Source organism: Bradyrhizobium sp. 186, from assembly GCF_023101685.1.
Classification (GTDB): Bacteria; Pseudomonadota; Alphaproteobacteria; order Rhizobiales; family Xanthobacteraceae; genus Bradyrhizobium.
This window is the reverse complement of the sequence record NZ_CP082164.1, coordinates 10,115,997-10,137,111: the sequence shown is the minus strand read 5'-3', so window position 1 is coordinate 10,137,111 and position 21,115 is coordinate 10,115,997. Positions and strand designations below refer to the sequence as shown.

Here is a 21,115-nt window from a genome sequence, read left to right as displayed (position 1 = left end):
CATGGAAAAGTCACCGATCCGGTCGGGGACGCAATGGTTTGCGTGGGCGAACCGGTCGTCCCCGGCGGGACGGTGGATCGAGGTGGGATGCCCAGCGGTCATCCCAATCCGGTCGGCCTTTGGCCGACGAAGCCAAAAATTGCACCTGTGCGCCGAATTTACCGCCCCTTATCGATTCTGCCCTAGTTTTGCGCATCCGGGTCTGGGGGCGGGGCGCCTCCGGATCGCGGCCGAATAGAAAATTGGGGGTGGGAATGTCCGGGCGTATCGCGTCGCCGTCAAAGCGCACCATATTTCCGACCCTCCGGTTCCGCGCAAAGATCATCCTCGGCTTTGCCGCGGTGCTGGTGATCTCCGCCGGCAGCATGGCGTTTGCCTATTTCGGCTTCGAGCGGGTCTCGTCCGGTGTCGGGTCCTACCGCACCAGCGTCACCGAGGCCGATCTCGCCCGCAACATCGACCGTGAGCTGCTCGCCTACCGCTCGGCGGTCAAATATTTCGTCGTTACCGGCAAGGAGGACGACGCCAAGGCTGCGCTGGACACCGAGGCCAGCCTGAAGGGGGCCATCGACCAGGCGGTCAAGAGTGCCAAGAAGCCGGCGCGGCAGGAGAGCCTCAACAAGCTCGCCAAGGAGTTTTCGAACTTCTCCGCGACCTTCGCAAAGGTCCTCCAGGCCAAGCGCGACAGCGCGCTGCTGGTGCAGAACCAGCTCACGCGTAACGCCAACCTCCTGAAGTACAAGCTTGACGACATCGGCAACAACGCCTCCGATTCCGAGGCGCAGGCGATCGAGTTCGGCACCAAGCAGGTCAATGCCCAGTTCCAGACCGCGAGCGCGGCGGCGACCAATTTCGTGCTGACGTCCGACCAGGCGATCGCCACCAGCGCGCTGGCGCGGCTGAAATTCGTCGAGAACTCGCTCGGCGCCGTCTATTCCATGGACGACAAGATCGTCGCCGGCCTGAAGGATGCAAAGGGATTGCTCGGCGCCTACCGCGAGGCGCTGGAGAAGTTGATCGCCAACGCCAAGATGATCGACGACCTCGTTACCGAGATGAGCGGCTCGGCGGGCGCGATCCTTCAGGGGGCGACCGCCATGAAGGCGGACCTCGTCGCCGAGCAGCAGCGGCTGGATTCGGAGTCGGAAGCAACGATCGAGCGGACCGAGCATCTGGTGCTGATGCTGGCCGTTGGCGGCACGCTGCTGGGTGCCGTCCTTGCCTTCCTGCTGGGCACCGGCATCTCGCGTCCGATGATCGCGATGTGCAAGGCGATGCGCGAGCTCGCCTCGGGCAATTTCGACGTCGTGCTGCCGGGACTCGGCCGCAAGGACGAGATCGGCGAGATGGCCGGCGCGGTCGAGGAGTTCAAGGTCCAGGCGGTGGCGAAAGCCGAGCGCGATGCAGCCGTGAGCGAGGCCCAGAACAAGGAGGCAAGTGCGGCCCGCCGCTCCGAGCTGATCCGCTTTGCCGACGAGTTCGAGAGCGCGGTCGGTGCCATCGTCTCCAACGTCTCGGCCTCCGCCGTGCAGCTCGAATCATCCGCCTCGACGCTGACGCGTACAGCCGAGACCACGCAGACGCTGTCGAGCCAGGTCGCCGGCGTCTCCGAGCAGGCCTCGAGCAACATGCAGTCGGTCGCGACCGCGACGGAAGAGCTCTCGGCCTCGGTCGAGGAGATCGGCCGCCAGGTGCGCGATTCCAGCCGCATCGCGGAAGCCGCCGTTGGGCAGGCCAAGGAAACCGACAGCCGCATCGGAAAACTGTCGCATGCGGCCCAGCAGATCGGCGAGGTCGTCAAGCTGATCACGGCGATCGCCGAGCAGACCAATCTTCTCGCGCTGAATGCCACCATCGAGGCGGCGCGCGCTGGCGAGGCCGGCCGCGGCTTTGCCGTGGTTGCGAGCGAAGTGAAGTCGCTGGCGAGCCAGACGGCAAAAGCCACCGACGAGATTTCCTCGCACATTGCCGGCATGCAGGGCGCCACCGCCGAGTCAGTCGCCGCGATCAAGGAGATCGGCGCGACCATCGGCCAGATCTCGTCGATCTCGACATCGATCGCCAGCGCGGTGGAGCAGCAGGGCGCGGCGACGCAGGAGATTGCCCGCAGCGTCCAGACCGTCGCGCAAGGGACTCAGACCGCCGCCACCGACATCGGCCAGGTCAACCGCGGCGCCGCCGAGACCGGGTCTGCCTCGGAGGAGGTCCTCAACTCGGCCAAGTCCCTCTCCAGCGAAAGCACCCGCCTGCGCGCCGAACTCGACCGCTTCATGGGGAATATCAGGGCAGCGTAACGCTCCGCTGTCGCATCACCCTCCAGTGTCGTCCTGGCGAAGGTCGGGACCCATTACCACAGGACGTGGTTTGGCGAAGACTCGGGGTTACCAGCTCGCGCCGCACTTCTCCCTGGGGGTATGGATCCCGGCCCTCGCCGGGACGACGAGCGGAGATTGACGCTGGTACTCAACTCCTAACGGCGGCGACTGTGTCCCCGCGGCACCGAACCGCAAGTTGCGATGCCACAAATTTACCGGCGCTTATCCTTTGCCCGGTAACGTGCAGAAGAGTCGGGGAGCGGGCTGCTCCCGGACTGCGCCTGGTTTTCCGCGAATGGAATGGGGTGGGGGAATGTCCGTTAAATCCAAGCCGAACACATCGAAGCTGCTCACCTTGCGTTTTCGCGCAAAAATCATCCTCGGCTTCGTGGCGGTGCTTGCCATCCTCGCCGTCAGTATGGCCTTTGCCTATTTCGGCTTCGAGCGAATCGCGGGCGCCGTGGCCTCCTACCGAACCAGCGTGTCGGAAGCCAATCTGGCGCGGACCGTCGATCGCGAGCTGATCGCCTATCAGGGACTGGCGCGGGCCTATACGCTGACCGGTGCGGCGGACGACGAGACCGCGGCGAAGGCTGCCGAAGAGAACCTGAAGGCGGCAATCTCGAAGTCGATGTCTGCCACGACCGGGGCCGCGCGCCGCGAGCAGGTCGGCAAGCTCGAGGCCGAGTTCCAGCGTTTCACCAAGGTGTTCAGCGAGATCATCACGCTGACGCGCGAGAACGGCAAGATCGCAACCGACGAGCTGAACAGCGTCGGCAACAAGATTCGTTTCAAGTTCGACGATCTTGCCGACACCGCGGCGCTGGCGGGGCTCGGATCGGTCCAGACCACGGCCAAGGACGTCACCTCACAATATCTCGCGGTCTCCACCTCGGTCAGCGCCTTCGTCGCCAAACCGGAGCCGAAGACCGCCGATGGCGTGATCGCCCGCATCAAGTTCCTGGAGACCCTGCTGGTCTCGATCTATGCGAACGACCAGAAGATCACCGATCGTGTCACCGAGATCGGCAACCTGCTGAAGCAGTACCGCACCTCCTTCACGAAGCTGTCCGAGAACGTGAAGGTCATCGTCAAGCTGAACGGCGAGATGACGAAGACGGCTGCCTCTATCGTCAAACTCTCGGCTGAGCTGCGGTCGGACCTGACCGCCGACCAGCAGCGCATCGAGGCGAGCGCCAATGCGACGATCGTGGAGACCGAGTGGCTGATGCTGATGATGGCGCTGGGTGGTCTTGCCGTCGGTGCCGTGCTGGCTTGGATGCTCGGTAACGGCATCTCGCGTCCGATGATCGCGATGTGCAAGGCGATGCGCGAGCTCGCCTCGGGCAATTTCGACGTCGTGCTGCCGGGACTCGGCCGCAAGGACGAGATCGGCGAGATGGCCGGCGCGGTCGAGGAGTTCAAGGTCCAGGCGGTGGCGAAAGCCGAGCGCGATGCAGCCGTGAGCGAGGCCCAGAACAAGGAGGCAAGTGCGGCCCGCCGCTCCGAGCTGATCCGCTTTGCCGACGAGTTCGAGAGCGCGGTCGGTGCCATCGTCTCCAACGTCTCGGCCTCCGCCGTGCAGCTCGAATCATCCGCCTCGACGCTGACGCGTACAGCCGAGACCACGCAGACGCTGTCGAGCCAGGTCGCCGGCGTCTCCGAGCAGGCCTCGAGCAACATGCAGTCGGTCGCGACCGCGACGGAAGAGCTCTCGGCCTCGGTCGAGGAGATCGGCCGCCAGGTGCGCGATTCCAGCCGCATCGCGGAAGCCGCCGTTGGGCAGGCCAAGGAAACCGACAGCCGCATCGGAAAACTGTCGCATGCGGCCCAGCAGATCGGCGAGGTCGTCAAGCTGATCACGGCGATCGCCGAGCAGACCAATCTTCTCGCGCTGAATGCCACCATCGAGGCGGCGCGCGCTGGCGAGGCCGGCCGCGGCTTTGCCGTGGTTGCGAGCGAAGTGAAGTCGCTGGCGAGCCAGACGGCAAAAGCCACCGACGAGATTTCCTCGCACATTGCCGGCATGCAGGGCGCCACCGCCGAGTCAGTCGCCGCGATCAAGGAGATCGGCGCGACCATCGGCCAGATCTCGTCGATCTCGACATCGATCGCCAGCGCGGTGGAGCAGCAGGGCGCGGCGACGCAGGAGATTGCCCGCAGCGTCCAGACCGTCGCGCAAGGGACTCAGACCGCCGCCACCGACATCGGCCAGGTCAACCGCGGCGCCGCCGAGACCGGGTCTGCCTCGGAGGAGGTCCTCAACTCGGCCAAGTCCCTCTCCAGCGAAAGCACCCGCCTGCGCGCCGAACTCGACCGCTTCATGGGGAATATCAGGGCAGCGTAACGCTCCGCTGTCGCATCACCCTCCAGTGTCGTCCTGGCGAAGGTCGGGACCCATTACCACAGGGAGGAGTCGTAGGGCGAGCTGATAACCGCGAGTCTTCGCCAAACCACGCCCTGGGGCAATGGGTCCTGGATCAGCGCTCGCTCCGCTCGCTTGTCCAGGACGACGAGGGAGGGAGAGGCGCTGTCGAAATCTCACTCCCTCCCAAACGCCCGCTTCAGCTCCACCTTCGCCCGCTCCAATCGCGTCCGTTGCGTCTTCGGCAGCGTACTCCCGGCACGATTGATGTAGAACGTCAGCATCGACAGCGCCGAGCGGTAGGCGCCGGTCTTGCGGCGCGAACTGTGCTCGGCCGAGCGCTTCAGCGAGGCCGCGATCTGCTTCGGGCTGGTCAGCTTGAATACGCCGCGCTTCAGGTCGAGCGCGTTGCTTTCCTTGGTGACATGCTGCGACCAGCGCTTCGGCGCGGCACGTGTTGAGTTCTTGCGCGTGGTGGCGCTGCCTCGCGCGCTGGTCTTCCGGCGCGCTGCTGTTTTGCGCGAATGTGTCCTCTTTCTGACTTGAGCCATGCATCAACTCCTTGCGGCTCCATCGGAAACGAACGGGCCGGGGCGGTGTTCCCAAAGGAACCCGCCACCGCCGCAGGCGTTGTCGCAGGTGGCAGGCGGAATGCCGCACTCTCATGATCGATCGAATCCGTCCACGTCACGTCGAGCGTGGCATTGGTTAGACGCAACAACGCGATGGAATTGCAGCAAAGCCCAGCACTGAATCTTGGTCCTGCGGTCTCGGCGGCGGCCGCAGCCGACCGCATCATCGAGACCAGCATTCCCGCGCGACTCGATGCGCTGCCTTGGAGCGGCTTTCACACCCGCATCGTGCTGGCGCTCGGCATCACCTGGATCCTCGACGGCCTCGAGGTGACGTTGGCGGGCGCTCTCTCCGGTGCGCTCAAGCAGAGCCCGACCTTGCGCTTCTCGAACCTCGACCTCGGCATTGCCAACTCCGCTTATCTTGCCGGCGCGGTGCTGGGCGCGCTCGGCTTCGGCTGGTTGACCGACCGCATAGGTCGCAAGAAACTGTTCTTCATCACGCTCGCGCTCTATCTCTCGGCGACCGCCGCAACCGCATTGTCCTGGAATATCGCGAGCTACGCGCTGTTCCGTTTCCTCACCGGCGCCGGTATCGGCGGCGAATACACCGCGATCAATTCGACCATCCAGGAACTGGTGCCGGCGCGCTATCGCGGCTGGACCGATCTCATCATCAACGGCAGCTTCTGGATCGGCGCCGCGATGGGCGCCGTTGCGGCTATCGTCTTGCTCGACCCCGCGGTAATCGGTCCAGATATCGGCTGGCGCCTGGCCTATCTCATCGGCGCGGCCATCGGCCTCGTCGTGCTGCTGATGCGGATGTGGATCCCGGAAAGTCCGCGCTGGCTTATGATCCATGGGCATCCCGAAAAGGCGCATGAAATCGTCGACGAGATCGAGCGCTCGGTGGTCGGACATAACCACGATAGTGGCGGCGCGGGCTTTGCGAAGATCCGCCTCAAGATGCGCGATCACACGCCGCTGGGCGAAGTCGTGCACACGCTATTCTTCACCCATCGCCAGCGAGCCGTGGTCGGCCTTGTGCTGATGATCGCGCAGGCCTTCTTCTACAACGCGATCTTCTTCACCTTCGCGCTTGTGCTGACTGACTTCTACGGCATCAGCGCCGATCACGTCGGCTGGTACCTGCTCCCGTTCGCCGCCGGCAACTTCCTCGGCCCGCTCTTGCTCGGCCGCCTGTTCGATACGCTGGGCCGCCGCACCATGATCACGTTCACCTATGGCATCTCAGGCCTCCTGCTGGCGCTGTCGGGCTATCTGTTCTCGATCGGCGCCCTGAGCGCGCAAGGGCAGACCATCGCCTGGATGGTGATTTTCTTCTTCGCCTCGCCCGCTGCGAGCGCAGCCTATCTCACCGTCAGCGAGACCTTTCCGCTGGAAATCCGCGCGCTGGCGATCGCGGTGTTCTACGCGGTTGGTACCGGCATCGGCGGCGTGATCGGGCCGGCGCTGTTCGGCGTGTTGATCGACACCGGCTCGCGCAACAGCGTGTTCGCCGGCTATTTGCTGGGGGCAGCACTGATGATCGCGGCCGCGATCGTGGCGTGGCGCTATGCCGTCGCCGCGGAACGCAGATCGCTCGAACAAATCGCGCGGCCGCTCGCCTTTATGGAGTAAGCTATGAAATCAGAACTGGCGGAAATGCCATTGGACGACGAACGAACCATGCACGACGACGAGGACGCGCCGGAAACGGTGCCGGTGCCGCATGCGCTCGTGCCGCATCTGAACGAGATCGCGATCCTGCTCGACGTTGACGGCACGCTGCTTGAGCTGATGCCGACGCCGCGCGAGGTCTGGGTGCCGCCGGGGCTGTCGAATACCCTCAACCGGCTGGTGGAACGCACGTCGGGCGCGTTGGCGCTGGTCAGCGGCCGCTCGCTCAACGACCTCGACCTGATCTTTGCCCCCGACGTCTATTGCGGCGTCGGTGGTCACGGCGCGGAGATGCGTCTGTCGGTGGACAATGAAGCGGACGACGTGCACGCGCCGCCGATGGACAAGGAGTTGAAGCGGCGGCTGGCCGCGATTGCAAAGCTCAGCCCGGGCATTCTGCTCGAGGACAAGGGCTATTCGCTCGCGCTGCACTATCGCCTCGCGCCGCATGCGGAGAGGGCGATCTACGAATCCGTGTCGCTGATCCGCGCAGATCTTCCCAACGCGCCGATCGAGGTGCTGCCCGGCAAGTTCGTCTGCGAGATCAAGCATTCCGGCTTCACCAAGGCAAGCGGCGTGCGCGAATTGATGAAACACGAGCCGTTCATGGGGCGCCGTCCGATCTTCATCGGCGACGACGTCACCGACGAGACCGTGTTCGCGATCATGCCCGATATGGACGGGCTTTCCTTCTCGGTCGGTCGCCGCGCCATCGGCGTCAACGGCCACTTCGATGCGCCAAGCGACGTGCGCACATTCCTCGCGCGCCTGCTCGACGACACGAGGTAAAAGCAAGGCAGCGCCATGCCCCAGACATAATGCGGCTCGTGCAGTTCCGCTGCGCAGCACAATTCCTGCTGCGCAACACTGCCGCAAAAACTGTCTTTGCAGTAGAATCCTCGGGTTCCTCGGGCAAAGCCCGGTTCCAGCGCACGCGCCCGATTTTGGTTTCAATTGGTTGAAACGATGAACAGGAACCATATTGATGAACATCAGTTAAACGGGTTGGAATGAACAGGAGGGGACGACCTGTGAATTTAGTCGTCGTTTCAAATCGCGTCGCGCGTGACAAACCTAATGAACCCATGACGGGCGGGCTTGCGGCTGCATTGTTGCCGGTCGTGGAACATTCGGGCGCGATCTGGGTGGGATCCTCCGGCCGCGTACGTGATGGCCATCAGAAGGAGCCATTTGCCGAGATCGAAGCGCTCGGTTCGGGGGCGCTGGCGACGCTGGATCTGCCGGCGGCGCATTACGGTGGCTACTACGAAGGCTTTGCCAATTCGGCGTTGTGGCCGGCGCTGCATTCGCGCAGCGATCTGATCCGCGTCTCACAAGGCGATTATCTCAGCTATCGCGAGGTCAACGGCTTCATGGCGCGCGCGCTGATGCGCTTCCGAAAGCAGCGGACTGCGTTCTGGGTGCAGGACTATCATTTCCTCGCGCTCGGTGCGGAGCTGCGCGATCTCGGCGTCGACGATCCGATCGGCTTCTTCCTGCACACGCCTTGGCCCGTCGTCGCGGTGATGCAGGGCGTGCCAAATCATCGCGAGCTCATCACGGCGATGCTGGCCTACGATCTGCTCGGCTTCCAGACCGAGGAGGACCGCCAGAATTTCCTCGGCTGTGTCGGCGGCGAGCTCGGCCTCACCGTCGAAGACGGCGTCGTGAGCTCGCAGTATGGCCGTACCCGCTGCGAAGTGTTTCCGATTGGTATCGATGCGGAAAAGTTCGCAGCGTATGCCGCGAAGTCGGTCTCGCATCCCGACGTATCGCGGCTGCGCCGGAGCCTCAACGGTGAGCGCCTCGCGATCGGCGTCGACCGGCTCGACTATTCCAAGGGCCTCGTCAACCGCATCAGCGCGTTCGACCGGCTCTGGACCGAGCAGCCGCAGTTCTCGCGCAGCATCTCGCTGTTGCAGATCGCAAATCCCTCGCGTGTTGGCATCGAGGCCTATGGAAACCTCCAGAACGAGGTCGCGCGTCTCGTGTCCGACGTCAACGGCCGTCACGGCGAGGCCGACTGGACGCCGATCCGCTATCTCAACAAGGGCTTTAGCCAGGTCGTGCTCGCAGGTCTCTACCGCACCGCGCAGGTCGGCGTGGTGACGCCGCTGCATGACGGCATGAACCTGGTCGCCAAGGAATATGTCGCCGCGCAAAACCCGGCGGATCCCGGCGTGCTCGTACTCTCGAAGTTTGCGGGTGCCGCCAACGAGCTCGACACCGCGCTGCTCGTCAATCCGCACGACATCGATGGGATGGCGCGTGCGATCGCAATCGCGGCCGCGATGCCGCTGACCGAACGCAAGATGCGCTGGGAAGCGATGATGAAGACGCTGCGTGGCCACACCATCCAGCAATGGTCCGCCGATTTCGTCGCCGAGCTGGAGAAATGCCGGACGGAAAAGGCCGCCGTAGCCCCGCTCGCCACGCAGCCGCCGCAAGCGCTGCGCTGGCTGAAGTCGGCGATCTCCGGCGTAAGGTTGATTTAGTCCGTCTCCCTCTCCCCACAAGCGGGGCGAGGTGAACGCAAGCGGCGCCTCAATAGCAATACGAGACCCCATCCAGAATCGCGCAGCGCCGCTTGTTCGGCGCGTTGGGATCATCCAGCGGCACCATGCCGTTGCCCTGGCCGACGAACACGCCCGGCCCGACATGCACTGAACTCTTGTTGCCGATGATCACGCTCTGATGCGGCGTTGTGCTCGAGCGCGTCCCGTCCGGCCAGATGATGGCGTCGCCCGAAAGCACCCCGCGCCGCCCGTCGTCGCAGCTCACGTCGACGCCCTGGCGCGTGCAGACCTGCGCCGCGGCCGGCACGGCGAAGGCGGCGCCAAGGGCCGAAATCAGGCTCAGCGCGGCGATGGTCTTGCGGATGCTCATGGCGTCCCCCGGGCGTGTTTGGCGTTCTCTGGTGAATCGTCGCAGCAAAGCCGTATCCGGTTCAGCCCAAAGGATGGCCGCGGCCGCCGCGCGATCTCTGATATTATCTCGAAAATACAATATGTTACGGAAAATTCACCCGATTTCCCCGCGGTCTCTTGCAAAATCACCGGCGCCCCTTCAAGAGAGGCGCTCCGGAGAGATGGCCGAGTGGCTTAAGGCGCACGCTTGGAAAGCGTGTGTGCGGGAAACCGTACCGTGGGTTCGAATCCCACTCTCTCCGCCAAGTCACATTGAAATCATTCAATAAATAAAGATTCTAGATTTTCTACCCACAGATTTGCCCACGATTTTTCGTCCGTTGATCCCGCTTTGATTTCCTCGTGACGGCCGCGAGTCATGCAATCGCTGCATCACTCGACAAACAATTTTCCACATCCGCGATACGCCGTAGGATTGCGACCATGAGACCCCCGATCTTCCCGATTCAGACTGGCGGATCGCAGGCGCAGGAATACCTGCACCGGGCCATGCAGTTTCGCGACGCGGCAATGCCCTTGGCCAGTTATGTGAATGGTCAGCCTAATTGGCCACGGATTGCTCTGCTCACCCATGCCATAGAATTGGCTCTCAAGGCCTTTGTCTTTCATGCCGTGGAGTCTGGATTGCATCCCGAGCCAGCGAAACCGCCTTATAATCACGATCTAGAGGGCTGGTATCGGCTCGCCGTGGCCTACGGCTTGTCAAGCAATCCCGATTTGGCGGAGAGCATTTCGGTCCTCAACAAACTGCATCGACCTCATTTCGCGCGTTACCCGCAACCTGCAACGTTTGCGGTGCGAGGTACCGACACGGTTCCCGACGAGGTAGTCGAGCATTTGATTTCGGACCTTATGCCGGTGATTTTTCCTCGGTGATTTTGCCGGGGATTTCCACACCTGCGATTGCCACCAGTCCGACGCCGTTCTTGTCCCTAAGGAGCGACCTTGTCCGACGCAGGTGCTGATTTCATCCTGGATAACGCTGCCCGGCTGGTCACGGTTGCGACGCGCTGCGCATGGTCATTCGGTGCGTCGGATGGGCTGAATGACGTTCTCATGTTGCCCGATGATCCAGATGGCGATTGGCGACCGCCGGTCGCTGTTTTGCATCGGGATACTCTGTTGATGGCCGCCTTGCGGGTCGCTCTTCTTCTGGATGCCGATCCGAAGGTCGTCAGTTTCCAGACAGTCTACCACCTCCTAAAGGACCCGGACGTCACGGCGGCTCTTGTGGAGGAGTTGGAGGCGCGACGCGGCCCGGATGTCTTCACCCCGACGCGGGCGGCGCTGATCAACCAGTACCTGGTGACCTATCGTGAAATCGATTGGAACGTCCATGGCAGGCTGACGCACTTCCGTAACCTGGGCATCGCCCACCTGACCCTACGCCAGCTACAAAAATCGGTCACGTTCGCCGAGCTTGGGACCTTGGTCGATATCGTTGTCCGGCTGGCCAGCAACCTACAGCACCTCATCGAAACCGGCACAGCTCTTCATGAGAGCATCGCCAAGGAATCTCGGGACCAGGTGAAGGGGGTAATTAAACTTCCGAAATCCTAGCGCGTTTTCCACACCCGCGACGCGCAGTAGCCCGCCGCTGGATCGATCCCCAACGGATTGATAATTTGCACGGCCGCCAACGCCGGGCTTTCATAGGCCCATGGGCACCAAGTCACGAGAGACCATCTACGGCGGTTCAGTCCGAGCATCAGCAGAGCGGGCCGCTGAGGCGCGCAAGGTGGCCGACCAGGCTCGCTTGCGAAGCGTGGAATAAACGCATGCTCGGCTTTCAGGGACCCGCGCAGCCGTCCCCGGCACTCGGCGACGTGCTCAACGCCGGTTACCTCTATCTCGAAGTGAAGTGCCTCGGCTGCAATACGCATCAGACCATCGCGCTGGATAGCGTCCGGCGGCCGAAGACGACGCCAATCCATGAGCTGGAGCGATAGGAAGTTCGCGGCTATCCGTACAAGCGCAGTCATCTGGAGCGCTGCGGCCGAACAAGATTTTGGCGAGCGATCCGCCGTCAACGTGGTGGCCGGGAGAGCCGTGAAGTGCCTAGCTAGGGCGTCTTACTGAACTCCGGCCGACTCTCCAACAGCGTGCTCGTCTTCTCCGCAGCGTCATACACTTTTATTTGGAGCATCGGGAATTCGGCTTTGAGATCGCGTGCGCGCTTCATAGCCGCTTGAAGCATTGGAAATACCATCTTCATCCGGCCGTCTACTTCCAGGCAAAACCCTTCGGTCGGGATAAGATCAGCGCGAGTGGTGTTTCGGGGTTGGGCCTCCGCAGGTATTGTCAGAGGTTCTTTCATAATTCCTCCTTGGAGCGTCGCTGCAGTCGCGGCCGTGCTCCGAGACGACGGCCACGATGATCGGCGAGACCATGCCCGGACCGACGTTGTGGCAGCAGACTTCCTCCACGCTGGAATTCGTAAGCCGCGAGACCGCGACCGATCCATTCGAGCCGATGGCGATCACACTTTGTGGTTGTCGATAGCAGGCTTCCAAGATGGAAAATCGGCCGCCGAGATCATCTTGATCCGGTCGGCATGCAGTGACCAGTCGCGCAGAGACTGCAATGCGCAGAATTTTCGCTTAGCTGTCTCGGTGGCCACCCCTTCGTCGGCGGCGTCGATCTCGATAGAACTCTGGCAGACCTCGCGCTCGCGGCCGTTATTGCCAAGCACGTCTTTCATGAAGCAGACGACAAATCGTGACATGGGAGCCTCCTGCTACGGCTGTTGCTACGCCGACCAGCCACTACGTCCGCGTCAGCAACTCGCTCGCATTTGCTTTTCATACTCGGTTATCGCGCATTCTAGTGCTGTGGCCTCAGTTCGCCTTCGATCCAGCCCAGCGCCCCGGAGTCCAACGGGTCAGTGTCCACCTGCATTTGGTCGATGCGACCGCAGCTTGTGCAGCGGAGTGTCCAGTGCTCAAAGCCCGCGCGGGCCGCAGCAATACGCTGGACCTCCATTGGAGCTTGGCATAGCAAGCATCTGCGCCTCATGGTTCGGCGCTGCGGCAATATAGGTTTTGGAAGCTCGGACATGACGCACCCCCTTTATAGGCCGGGAGCGCAACACTCTCAGTCACCGAACGCAGCCAAGGGGTCGAGGCGGTGATGCTGTAAGGGTGCGCTTTGTGGGGCGGCCCCGCAAGTTAATTCGGGTCAAGGAGGGCGCGGGGAAACGATGGCGTGTGCAATCTATTGGATCACCACCAACCAAGAAGCCGTCCGCACGCTGTTTCGCGTGATCAACCGCTACGTCGGCAACCTGCCGCCGATGTCCGGCGTCTTCCCCGATAATCCAGCCCCCGTGATCCACAACACCTACGCCGGGACCGAAGATGACGCCGATGCGTTCGGGGCATCAATTATCACCGCGCGATAGCTTCGCGATGGCGCGGCGGAGCTTGATTTCGATGCACCGAGCGCAGATCAACTCGCCGTCCCCAGCCGGTGGTGCAAGAACGGTCAGCTCTTCTGGCGCGAACTCTTCTTCACAGTGATCGCAGCGGGGGACTTTGAGCATCCGCGCATTTGCGCACGCACTCGTGGCGGAAATTCGGTAGGCTCTTCAACTCGAACACCGCAATCCTTCGGTCAAACCCGTGTGCACCTCTATTCGATCACCACCAACCAAGCCGCCATCCTAGCGCTCTTCCGCGTGTTCAACCGCTACGTCGGCAACTTGCAGCCTATGCCGGGCGTGTTTCAGAACCGATGCCTCGTGCCGTTCACGGCATCGCTGAAGTAATTGCCTAGTGCGCTCAATTTGGCGATGGTCTGGCCTTGCATCAGTTCGTTCCAATTCCGGAACGCGGTGAAGCAAAAGTCGCGGGCGTTGCAGATTTACAACCCGCACAGCCATTCGAGACACTAAGCTCGTCCATTGAGACGACCAAACATATTTCATTCTTAGTTCAATATAATCAGCGGGGGCGGAAAGTGTTTGATGTCTATCGCAATGACAAGCGCGACTTCCTCGTTCTAAGTACAGGCTCTGCCGTACCCGTGCTTTACTCTGCACATAAGTGGCGCAAGAGCAGAAAAAGAGTTCTCAAGGTCAGCGATGAAATCAAGTCAGCCGTCCAGGCACAAGGCTATTACCTCCGCAGCCTGCGGGCCAACAAGGAGCGAATGATCGAGGTCGAGTAGGTCGGCGGCCGGTGTTCTCCATTTGCAATCTCTAGAGCATCGCCACAAGCAAGCCGCCATCCTCGCGCTCAACAGAGTCGCGCCTCTTTGCGTCGCAACCTTCACTTAGACTTCATTGTAGGGGGCTGCGCCCGCTGAACGCTTCCCTGTCCTGCCGCCTGCGAGGTTCGGGTTATGCCGGCCTCAAACACCGCAATACGGCGATCAAGTTGCCATAGCTCGATGTCGTTGGCATCAACTAGCTGCTGAGCACGTTCCCGTGCTTCCTGCTCGTCGGCACACTGCAAATTGGCCACGCTTATAACGTGGCGGTCGTGATCCAAAAGGTAAGCTCGGTAGTGCGCCATCCCACCCCCCAAGGTCCGCGCTCATCCATCAGTGTCCGGTCGATGTGCTCGGCTTGTTCCTTGTCAAATTGACCGCCAGACCCTGGCTGGCTTGATCGTCGGACCATCACCTCAATCCTTCAATGAGCGTTCTCCAGCCGAGCTCATCGTTCGCCGTCAGAAGCGAACCGCCAAGCCTTGCCAAGTAGTTTGGCAACTCGCAATCGGGACGCGCGTTCATATTGCCGACAAACGAGGCGACCGAGAAGGCTCTTTGTCTTCACACTCAGTCTGGCTTGGTCAGATGTTTCAGTACGGCGTTACAGGCTTCCTCCGCCTCCGCGAACGTCTTGAATGGAGAGCCGCCGATCTTGATCGCGCCACGGCTCTGATAAACCGGGCGCCATGATGCCACATAGCCGGAGCGCGCCCGTGAAATCCGGGACCGGCGGGGCTCTCATATGTGATCACGAACGAAAAGTCGTCGCTGCTTGCGCTCCATACTTCCATGCCCTCGACGGCACGGTGGAATTGCAGGGACATCACCAGTCGTTCACTTGTAGCTACGGCCGGAATAGAAACGGCCCGGGGTGTGCCGAGCCGTTGGGGATCGTCGTTGTCGTAAAGTTCGCGCCATGACAGCAACGCAACACGGCGTGCCCCGCACCGGCGCCCCGACAGGAACCTCAGCCTAGAGGACGCGCAACTAACGCGGCCAGCCGCCTCTGAAATCCGTCGATCTCCCTGATTGCATTCTGGCGCTCTGGTCCCTCGGGGAGTCGTTGCGCAGCTTCGCATAGGCTCGCCAGCATCTGCGTCATCTCTCGCAATTCGTGCTCGGATCTTCCAACCGCGCGTCGGCTCAACGTTGTGCCCTCACAGATCGAATTCAGTTGCCGCGCACACACTTGTCGCGGATAATGTTCTCAACGTTAAGTAGCGCCAATTTCCATCTCTTACTAATGTCGAATATGAGGGTCAGCCTCCGGTTTGCAGCATAGATCTACGGAGGAGTTTAGCTCTGCACGATGTGACGCGAAGGAACCACCCCAGTCTGCGCTATGGTTGCCTCATTTGGCCGCGCCCTTCGCAACTGACCTGCCATGCAGTCGCGGTCGCATCGAAGAGGCAAGTCGCGCAGCCCACCTCTATATCGGGGTGAAGCTCCGAAGGCACCTCGATGAGGCCAATGTCCCGTTAATGCCAGATGGTCGATTTCAGCCGCGATTTGGCGGCAAGACGCCTTCTGACGATAGTCCTCGCTTCCGCCACCCGTCCGTTCGTGGAGAAGAGAAAAATTGTAAGTGCGACTGCGAATACTCATGCTGCTAGCCCCCCGATGAAGTTCGAACCGAGACGAATTGCGACACTAAGCAGCAGCTAAGTCATTCGCAGCGGCGGAGCCGTCCTTCAGCTGCTCTGAGAGCGCAGCAGCCGCCAAATGCTCCCAATAGTCGGCCTCAGCGAGCAGCTTCCAGCTTTTGTCTGGATGATACGCAGCGCTCTGTCGGCACAGCAACGCCATCGCGCGCAAGCGCTGTACGTTTCCATTCCAACCTCCCGTGTTTTTCCTCACCTTAATTTTTGTTTTTGCGTCAGAGTCATTATGATTATGACCCAGAACGATTTTAATGGTTTTTCTGACAGCTAATCGGGCAGTTGATGGCGCGCTTGCTGCGTATCGATTTTCGGTTTGGCTTCACATCGGAGCGACTGCGCTACCGCCTCAGTTCACGGCCGCTCCCGTTGCGAGAGGTTGGACAAATCCGCGCGCGGCGCGCGGGCCGCCGACCCGTAAATTTCCCAAGTGTGGGCAATCAGGCACGCTGGTTAGCTGGTGCCGAGCGCCGCACCATGAAAACACAAAAGCCAAAGCAATGGGCCGACCGCGAGGTCCAGCGATTGTATAAGCTCGCCCGGGCGGGAGCTGGCGTATCAAAGATTGCCACCGAACTTGGTCGTCACGCCGGGTCAGTGAGGCGAATGGCGCGAACGATGGGGATACTGTTGAAGAAGTAGCCGTCGAGGGACCTCGTATGCGCCGCCAGAATGAGCGCAGCGCGGCTGACCTACAGCCCAAAACCGCGGCTAATCTCCCGCACAAGCCTGAACGCAGCCTCACTATGTCGGCCGTAGAAGAACGCCTGATCGAGCTGCGAAAGAATGGTCAGCCCAAATAGCGCGATAGCAATGCCTCTAAACATGGTTGTGGACCGGGTTGAACGATGCAGCGCAAGTTCAAACGGCCCGGCCGCAGGTTGGGAGAACAGCCGGGGCCGGCATTCCCATTCCAATGTGCCGCAATCGGCGGTAATCGGCACGCCCCAAGTTTCACACGCACAAGCTAACAAACTATTTCGCGGTCGGGCGCCGGACGAGCGCACGAGCTGCCGCTCAAGCTCCGCGACATGAAGTCCCGGCAGGTTCCACTCCCAAACCAGCCGAGAATGCCTATTTTTCCCGCATGCGTTCGTTTGAGTTTTGCCTGCCGACCAAGCGCACTACGGTCCCGGACGGTCCCGATTGGCTGCATGAAGTGAAATACGATGGCTATCGCCTCCGCTTGGAGCGCGATGGCGATCGCGTGCGTCTGATCACGCGCGGCGGCTACAATTGGGCCAATCGCTATCCCTGGATCGTCGAGGCCGCGCGCAAGATCAGGCAGAAGCACTTTGTGCTCGACGGCGAAGCGGTCGTGCTTGGCGTCGATGGCGTCTCAGACTTCAACGCTCTTCACTCGCGCAAGTACGATCACGAAGTGCAATTCTGCGCTTTTGATATTCTCGCCGATGGCGGCGACGATGTCCGCATGCTCCCGTTATCGATGCGGAAGGCGAACTTGGAGCGCCTGCTGGCGCGTCGTCCTGAAGGTGTCTTCGTCAATCCGTTCGAGCGCGGCGAGCTTGGGCCTGATCTGTTTGGAGCTGCCTGCAAATTGGGGCTAGAAGGGTTAGTGTCCAAGCGGCGCGACCGGCCCTATCAGGGTGGGCGTTGTCGCTACTGGATCAAAGTGAAAAACCGCAAGCATCCAGCGATGGAGCGCGAGCTATAAGAGATTTGGATCGGTCGCGAGATCACGGATTAGGGCAGCTTTTCCAATTGGGCCTGCATGCCCCTCATGGCTACCTTATCGCTGTTCCGTTTCAGGAACATTACAAATACATCTACGTGACCGGACGTGGCCAGAAATGAATACATGGCGTCGCCTGATCCGCGTTAGTTTCGGGGTGCGGGGCGTGTCCCCTGCGCCTCGTCCATCGGACAGCCGGTCTCACCCTCTCGAACCGCCGGAGGACCGGCTGGCCCGAGGGCTGGCGAAGAGCGCCCGCGCCAAAAATGCTTCGGTTTTTCCGGGGCGTGCCCGAAAACTGCTTTGTCGAGATGCGCCAACTTAGAGAGGAGGACATCATGCGCATAGCTCCAGCATTACTTTTTTGTCTACTCACCGCTACTCCCTCGGTATCGTTCGCCGCAGACGCCAAGACCGACGTCGAGAAAGCCTACGCCACCTTTGATGCCGCATTCAACAAACAGGACGCGAAGGCCGTCGCTGCCAACTATGTCCCGACCGCCAAGGTGCTGCCGCCGACGCACGAAGTCGCGTCAGGCCCAGCGGAGATCGAAAAGTTCTTTGCCGGGTTTTTCGCGAATGGTGTGACCGGCCACAAGCTGGAGGTTATCGACGCGGGCGGAGACGACAAGGTCGTCGTCGGCACAGCCAAGTGGAGCGCTACGGGCAAGGACAAGGACGGCAAACCGGCTCCCTTTAGTGGACTTGCCATGCACGTCTTCGAACGCCAAGCGGATGGTTCGTTAAAGCTGAGGTTTCATACCTTCAATTGAGTTGGTCGTCTGATCAAAGCCCCAAGGATGGCAAGTAGGCCAGCGATCAGTCGTCGCGCTGCAAGTCTCAGTTGGAGCTTGATGGCCCCGGGCACGTCAATGGCCCCGACGTATTCCACGCCGGGGCCATTCAAGATCATCCGGCCGGTTACATCCGCCGTGCCTTACGATCCTTGATCTCGTCGATTACCGCACGCGATCTGGTGCAGAACGTGGCACCGTTGCGGCACCGATATGAACACATTGCGCCCGAAAGCGCTCGGCCTCCACCTCGGCCTTGCGCCAGTCTGCGCGCCGCCGGTGCTCAACCGCCAACGCCTTGCGCGTCTCCACGTCCCAGATGATCTTGTCGATCTCGGCGGCATCCAGCGTGCGCTTGATGCGCAGCACGGTGGACAGCACGATCACGACATCGCCGTAGGGCAACAACAAATCACGCGCAGCGACATCGCAATGCGCGATGAATGTCTCGATCGCCTCCTCGCTCTTGCAGAACAGCAGGGCCAGCTCACGCGCCTGCCGCAGATCATCGAGAGCAGACCGGCTGTCGCGGTGAGCTGCTTGGTGCTTCTTATCCCGTTAGCCGTATGTCCGGTATGCGGCCGAGAGCAGCCCAACGCGGGGACGGCGCGAAGGTCAGAGATGGGCCATTTCCGGACTTTTGTCCCAGGCATACTTTGAGCAGATCGAGGATCGCCACCCGATAATCATTTCCCTTTTGGAGGTTTTGCTCCTGTCCGGGCTACTGCATCCCAGAATTTTTTCTCTAATGCTTGTGCCCTCTCATCGTCCCTGGCGGCTTCGATGTCCATGTGCAATTCTCGATAGGCTTTTGCGCGCCATCGAAATGCCGTGTACATTTCGGGCGCGAGGCGTATGGTTTCACTGTACGCCTCCACCGCGTCTTTGAGCTTTCCCTGCGATGCATAAGTGCGTCCGAGGCCATATGGAAAGGCACTATTTCGTGGCGCGATTTGCCTTCCGTGTTCGAAATCTGCGAGGGCCAAATCGTAGTGCTTCTGCCCGAGATAGAAAAAACCTCGTGAGGAATATAAGCGGGCTTCCGTTGGGCTAATTCGAATAGCTTCATTCCAGTCTGCTTCTGCTCCAGCCGTGTCGGAGATTTGCTCCTTGGCGTGGGCGCGGTCACGGAGTAGACATGCGGCGTCTCGGGACGAAAAGGTTTTTGCCAAAACCTCCGTATAGCTCCGGATTGCTTGATCGTAGTCGCGGCGCGCCAAGGCTTGGCTGACTTCCGGAAGAGGTGGACAATCTAGGCCATTATCCGTTGTAAGAGCGCGTGGCCAGTAGCCTGCCCTGTCGATAGCATAGGCAGCCGTCAGCACTACAACGAATGCTAACACTAGTGCCATCGACAATTGTCTATCATGCCGTTGCATCGGCAAGCCGATCTTGTCCATCCGCGTCGAGATACTCACAACCAAACGAACTCTGGCGATCACAACATCCTTGGCATGCTGGGCAGACTATTCGGCGCGTCGATCCCGCTTGGCGGCTGCTATCTTGCATCGTAAGGTAGTGATGCCAGTCTATCCCAATCTGTGAAAAATACCAGGCAATGTCCGCTAATGGGATGGTCCGGCCGTGCTCCTGCCCCGCCAGCAAGCGAAGCTGGCAAGGGGCGCCACAGACAAGGAGCACGCCATGTCTCAGACACCCAATACCGCGATGGCCGTGATCGGCATCGATATCGGCAAGAACTCGTTCCACGTCGTGGGCCACGATGCGCGCGGCGCCATCGTGCTGCGGCAAAAGTGGTCGCGTGGCCAAGTGGAAGCGCGGCTCGCCAATATACCGCCTTGCCTGATCGGCTTGGAAGCCTGCGTCGGCGCACATCACCTGAGCCGCAAACTCGCATCGCTTGGTCACGATGCCAGGTTGATGCCGGCCAAATATGTCCGCCCCTATAGCAAGGGACAGAAGAACGACTTCAATGATGCCGAAGCGATTGCCGAAGCCGTGCAGCGCCCGACGATGAAGTTTGTGGCGACCAAGACCGCGGAGCAACTGGATCTGCAGGCGCTGCATCGGGTGCGCGAGCGGCTGGTGTCGCAACGCACCGGCATCATCAACCAGATTCGCGCCTTCATGCTGGAACGCGGGATCGCCGTGCGCCAGGGTATCGGCTTCCTGCGCACGGAACTGCCCACCATCCTTGCGACGCGCACCGATGCCCTGTCGCCACGCATGTTGCGTGTTATCGAGGAGTTGGCAGGCGACTGGCGCCGGCTGGATCAGCGCATCGACGGCCTATCCGGCGAGATCGAAGCACTGGCCCGTCAAGATCAGGCATGTTCGCGCCTGATGACGGTGCCTGGCATCGGGCCGATCATTTCGAGCGCCATGGTGGCCGCGATCGGCACTGGAGACACATTCTCCAAAGGCCGCGACTTCGGCGCCTGGCTCGGACTGGTGCCCAAGCAGATCTCGACGGGAGACCGCACGATCCTCGGCAAAATCTCGAGGCGCGGCAATCGCTACCTGCGCGTTCTGTTCGTGCAGGCGGCATGGGTTGTGCTGGTCAGGATAAAGACCTGGGAACGTTACGGGCTCAAATCCTGGATCGAAGCCGCCAAGAGGCGGTTGCACCACAACGTGCTGGCGATCGCGCTCGCCAACAAGCTTGCCCGCATCGCCTGGGCGGTGCTGGCTAAAGGACGCGCCTTCGAGTTGACGAGGACCGACGATGCAGGCGTCCGACCCGCTTGATCCTCGCGCCGTGCTCGGCGCGGTCAAGGCGCGGCCTGGCAACGCCGGAGCCAGCCGCAAGCCAAGCGCGACGGCCGGCCTTGACCGCCCCTGCGCGCGACGCGATCGACGCTCTGCGGGCCGGGACGAAGGAACGGCCCTTGGCTCGAACAAAGGAACTGCGCGATATGAGGAGCAGGCGATGACGTAA

17 protein-coding genes, 1 tRNA gene and 4 pseudogenes are annotated in these 21,115 nt (G+C 61.4%); 15 read left to right on the top strand and 7 right to left on the bottom strand.

Annotation, left to right across the window (positions count from 1 at the left end; genetic code table 11):
- Positions 1–254 precede the first annotated feature (254 nt).
- Together IVB18_RS48485 and IVB18_RS48480 are read left to right on the top strand one after the other, a co-directional pair.
- On the top strand, positions 255–2,294 hold the full coding sequence (locus IVB18_RS48485) for a HAMP domain-containing methyl-accepting chemotaxis protein (protein WP_247987084.1): 2,040 nt from the start codon (positions 255–257) through the stop codon (positions 2,292–2,294).
- 334 nt (positions 2,295–2,628) lie between these two features.
- Positions 2,629–4,662 carry a HAMP domain-containing methyl-accepting chemotaxis protein gene (locus tag IVB18_RS48480; protein ID WP_247987083.1) on the top strand — a complete coding sequence of 678 codons (2,034 nt, stop codon included), beginning with the start codon at positions 2,629–2,631 and terminating at the stop codon, positions 4,660–4,662.
- A 194-nt stretch (positions 4,663–4,856) separates the two neighbouring features.
- Here the strand turns inward: IVB18_RS48480 and IVB18_RS48475 are convergent, their stop codons facing one another.
- Positions 4,857–5,231, bottom strand: coding sequence for a DUF3175 domain-containing protein (locus IVB18_RS48475; protein ID WP_247987082.1), 375 nt, complete (start codon positions 5,229–5,231; stop codon positions 4,857–4,859).
- Positions 5,232–5,405: 174 nt separating this feature from the next.
- On the opposite strand from IVB18_RS48475, the gene IVB18_RS48470 reads away from it, so the two are divergent.
- The 3 genes from IVB18_RS48470 to IVB18_RS48460 all read left to right on the top strand — a co-directional run bounded on the left by IVB18_RS48470 (position 5,406) and on the right by IVB18_RS48460 (position 9,427).
- On the top strand, positions 5,406–6,893 hold the full coding sequence (locus IVB18_RS48470) for an MFS transporter (protein WP_247991914.1): 1,488 nt from the start codon (positions 5,406–5,408) through the stop codon (positions 6,891–6,893).
- Positions 6,894–6,896: 3 nt separating this feature from the next.
- The gene (gene otsB / locus IVB18_RS48465) at positions 6,897–7,721 is read left to right on the top strand and encodes a trehalose-phosphatase (RefSeq protein WP_247987081.1); all 825 of its coding nucleotides are present in this window, start codon (positions 6,897–6,899) and stop codon (positions 7,719–7,721) included.
- A gap of 242 nt (positions 7,722–7,963) precedes the next feature.
- Entirely contained in the window at positions 7,964–9,427 is a 1,464-nt protein-coding gene (locus IVB18_RS48460) for a trehalose-6-phosphate synthase (protein WP_247987080.1), read from the top strand.
- Between the two features lie 49 nt (positions 9,428–9,476).
- Here the strand turns inward: IVB18_RS48460 and IVB18_RS48455 are convergent, their stop codons facing one another.
- Entirely contained in the window at positions 9,477–9,818 is a 342-nt protein-coding gene (locus tag IVB18_RS48455; protein ID WP_247987079.1) for a hypothetical protein, read from the bottom strand.
- 196 nt (positions 9,819–10,014) lie between these two features.
- Between IVB18_RS48455 and IVB18_RS48450 the strand changes: the two genes are divergently transcribed.
- The 4 genes and pseudogenes from IVB18_RS48450 to IVB18_RS48435 all read left to right on the top strand — a co-directional run bounded on the left by IVB18_RS48450 (position 10,015) and on the right by IVB18_RS48435 (position 11,912).
- Positions 10,015–10,104, top strand: a tRNA-Ser gene (locus IVB18_RS48450).
- 178 nt (positions 10,105–10,282) lie between these two features.
- A complete protein-coding gene (locus IVB18_RS48445) occupies positions 10,283–10,735 on the top strand; it encodes a hypothetical protein (protein ID WP_247987078.1) in 453 nt (150 codons plus the stop codon).
- A 69-nt stretch (positions 10,736–10,804) separates the two neighbouring features.
- A complete protein-coding gene (locus IVB18_RS48440; protein WP_247987077.1) occupies positions 10,805–11,419 on the top strand; it encodes a hypothetical protein in 615 nt (204 codons plus the stop codon).
- 100 nt (positions 11,420–11,519) lie between these two features.
- Positions 11,520–11,912 (top strand): annotated as a pseudogene (locus IVB18_RS48435) (hypothetical protein).
- A 9-nt stretch (positions 11,913–11,921) separates the two neighbouring features.
- Here the strand turns inward: IVB18_RS48435 and IVB18_RS48430 are convergent.
- On the bottom strand, positions 11,922–12,176 hold the full coding sequence (locus IVB18_RS48430; RefSeq protein ID WP_247987076.1) for a hypothetical protein: 255 nt from the start codon (positions 12,174–12,176) through the stop codon (positions 11,922–11,924).
- 162 nt (positions 12,177–12,338) lie between these two features.
- Positions 12,339–12,584, bottom strand: coding sequence for a hypothetical protein (locus tag IVB18_RS48425; RefSeq protein ID WP_247987075.1), 246 nt, complete (start codon positions 12,582–12,584; stop codon positions 12,339–12,341).
- A 474-nt stretch (positions 12,585–13,058) separates the two neighbouring features.
- Here IVB18_RS48425 and IVB18_RS48420 point away from each other — a divergent pair.
- From IVB18_RS48420 to IVB18_RS48410, 3 genes and pseudogenes are all read left to right on the top strand, one after another.
- Positions 13,059–13,196: pseudogene (locus IVB18_RS48420) on the top strand (SOS response-associated peptidase); the annotation flags it as partial.
- Between the two features lie 285 nt (positions 13,197–13,481).
- Positions 13,482–13,589 (top strand): annotated as a pseudogene (locus tag IVB18_RS48415) (SOS response-associated peptidase); the annotation flags it as partial.
- A gap of 227 nt (positions 13,590–13,816) precedes the next feature.
- Entirely contained in the window at positions 13,817–14,026 is a 210-nt protein-coding gene (locus tag IVB18_RS48410) for a hypothetical protein (RefSeq protein ID WP_247991913.1), read from the top strand.
- Positions 14,027–14,638: 612 nt separating this feature from the next.
- Here the strand turns inward: IVB18_RS48410 and IVB18_RS48405 are convergent.
- Positions 14,639–14,895, bottom strand: a pseudogene (locus tag IVB18_RS48405) (hypothetical protein).
- Between the two features lie 1,921 nt (positions 14,896–16,816).
- Between IVB18_RS48405 and IVB18_RS48400 the strand changes: the two are divergent.
- Entirely contained in the window at positions 16,817–17,404 is a 588-nt protein-coding gene (locus IVB18_RS48400) for an RNA ligase family protein (protein ID WP_247987074.1), read from the top strand.
- A 284-nt stretch (positions 17,405–17,688) separates the two neighbouring features.
- The gene (locus IVB18_RS48395) at positions 17,689–18,195 is read left to right on the top strand and encodes a nuclear transport factor 2 family protein (RefSeq protein WP_247987073.1); all 507 of its coding nucleotides are present in this window, start codon (positions 17,689–17,691) and stop codon (positions 18,193–18,195) included.
- A 186-nt stretch (positions 18,196–18,381) separates the two neighbouring features.
- Here IVB18_RS48395 and IVB18_RS48390 read toward each other — a convergent pair whose 3' ends face one another.
- Together IVB18_RS48390 and IVB18_RS48385 are read right to left on the bottom strand one after the other, a co-directional pair.
- The gene (locus IVB18_RS48390; protein ID WP_247987072.1) at positions 18,382–18,603 is read right to left on the bottom strand and encodes a hypothetical protein; all 222 of its coding nucleotides are present in this window, start codon (positions 18,601–18,603) and stop codon (positions 18,382–18,384) included.
- A gap of 299 nt (positions 18,604–18,902) precedes the next feature.
- Positions 18,903–19,616, bottom strand: coding sequence for a tetratricopeptide repeat protein (locus tag IVB18_RS48385; protein WP_247987071.1), 714 nt, complete (start codon positions 19,614–19,616; stop codon positions 18,903–18,905).
- Positions 19,617–19,860: 244 nt separating this feature from the next.
- Between IVB18_RS48385 and IVB18_RS48380 the strand changes: the two genes are divergently transcribed.
- Positions 19,861–20,925 (top strand): IS110 family transposase, encoded by a 1,065-nt coding sequence (locus tag IVB18_RS48380; protein WP_247987070.1) that lies wholly within the window; start codon positions 19,861–19,863, stop codon positions 20,923–20,925.
- The last annotated feature ends 190 nt before the right edge of the window (positions 20,926–21,115 follow it).

What these genes read in the sequence shown, in the direction of transcription:
- IVB18_RS48430 (WP_247987076.1), bottom strand. Translation starts at nt 12,176, where the DNA reads ATGAAAGAACCTCTGACAATACCTGCGGAGGCCCAACCCCGAAACACC.
- IVB18_RS48485 (WP_247987084.1), top strand. Translation starts at nt 255, where the DNA reads ATGTCCGGGCGTATCGCGTCGCCGTCAAAGCGCACCATATTTCCGACC.
- IVB18_RS48380 (WP_247987070.1), top strand. Translation starts at nt 19,861, where the DNA reads ATGTCTCAGACACCCAATACCGCGATGGCCGTGATCGGCATCGATATC.
- otsB (WP_247987081.1), top strand. Translation starts at nt 6,897, where the DNA reads ATGAAATCAGAACTGGCGGAAATGCCATTGGACGACGAACGAACCATG.
- IVB18_RS48480 (WP_247987083.1), top strand. Translation starts at nt 2,629, where the DNA reads ATGTCCGTTAAATCCAAGCCGAACACATCGAAGCTGCTCACCTTGCGT.
- IVB18_RS48385 (WP_247987071.1), bottom strand. Translation starts at nt 19,616, where the DNA reads ATGGACAAGATCGGCTTGCCGATGCAACGGCATGATAGACAATTGTCG.
- IVB18_RS48400 (WP_247987074.1), top strand. Translation starts at nt 16,817, where the DNA reads ATGCGTTCGTTTGAGTTTTGCCTGCCGACCAAGCGCACTACGGTCCCG.
- IVB18_RS48470 (WP_247991914.1), top strand. Translation starts at nt 5,406, where the DNA reads ATGGAATTGCAGCAAAGCCCAGCACTGAATCTTGGTCCTGCGGTCTCG.
- IVB18_RS48425 (WP_247987075.1), bottom strand. Translation starts at nt 12,584, where the DNA reads ATGTCACGATTTGTCGTCTGCTTCATGAAAGACGTGCTTGGCAATAAC.
- IVB18_RS48395 (WP_247987073.1), top strand. Translation starts at nt 17,689, where the DNA reads ATGCTTCGGTTTTTCCGGGGCGTGCCCGAAAACTGCTTTGTCGAGATG.
- IVB18_RS48475 (WP_247987082.1), bottom strand. Translation starts at nt 5,231, where the DNA reads ATGGCTCAAGTCAGAAAGAGGACACATTCGCGCAAAACAGCAGCGCGC.
- IVB18_RS48445 (WP_247987078.1), top strand. Translation starts at nt 10,283, where the DNA reads ATGAGACCCCCGATCTTCCCGATTCAGACTGGCGGATCGCAGGCGCAG.
- IVB18_RS48455 (WP_247987079.1), bottom strand. Translation starts at nt 9,818, where the DNA reads ATGAGCATCCGCAAGACCATCGCCGCGCTGAGCCTGATTTCGGCCCTT.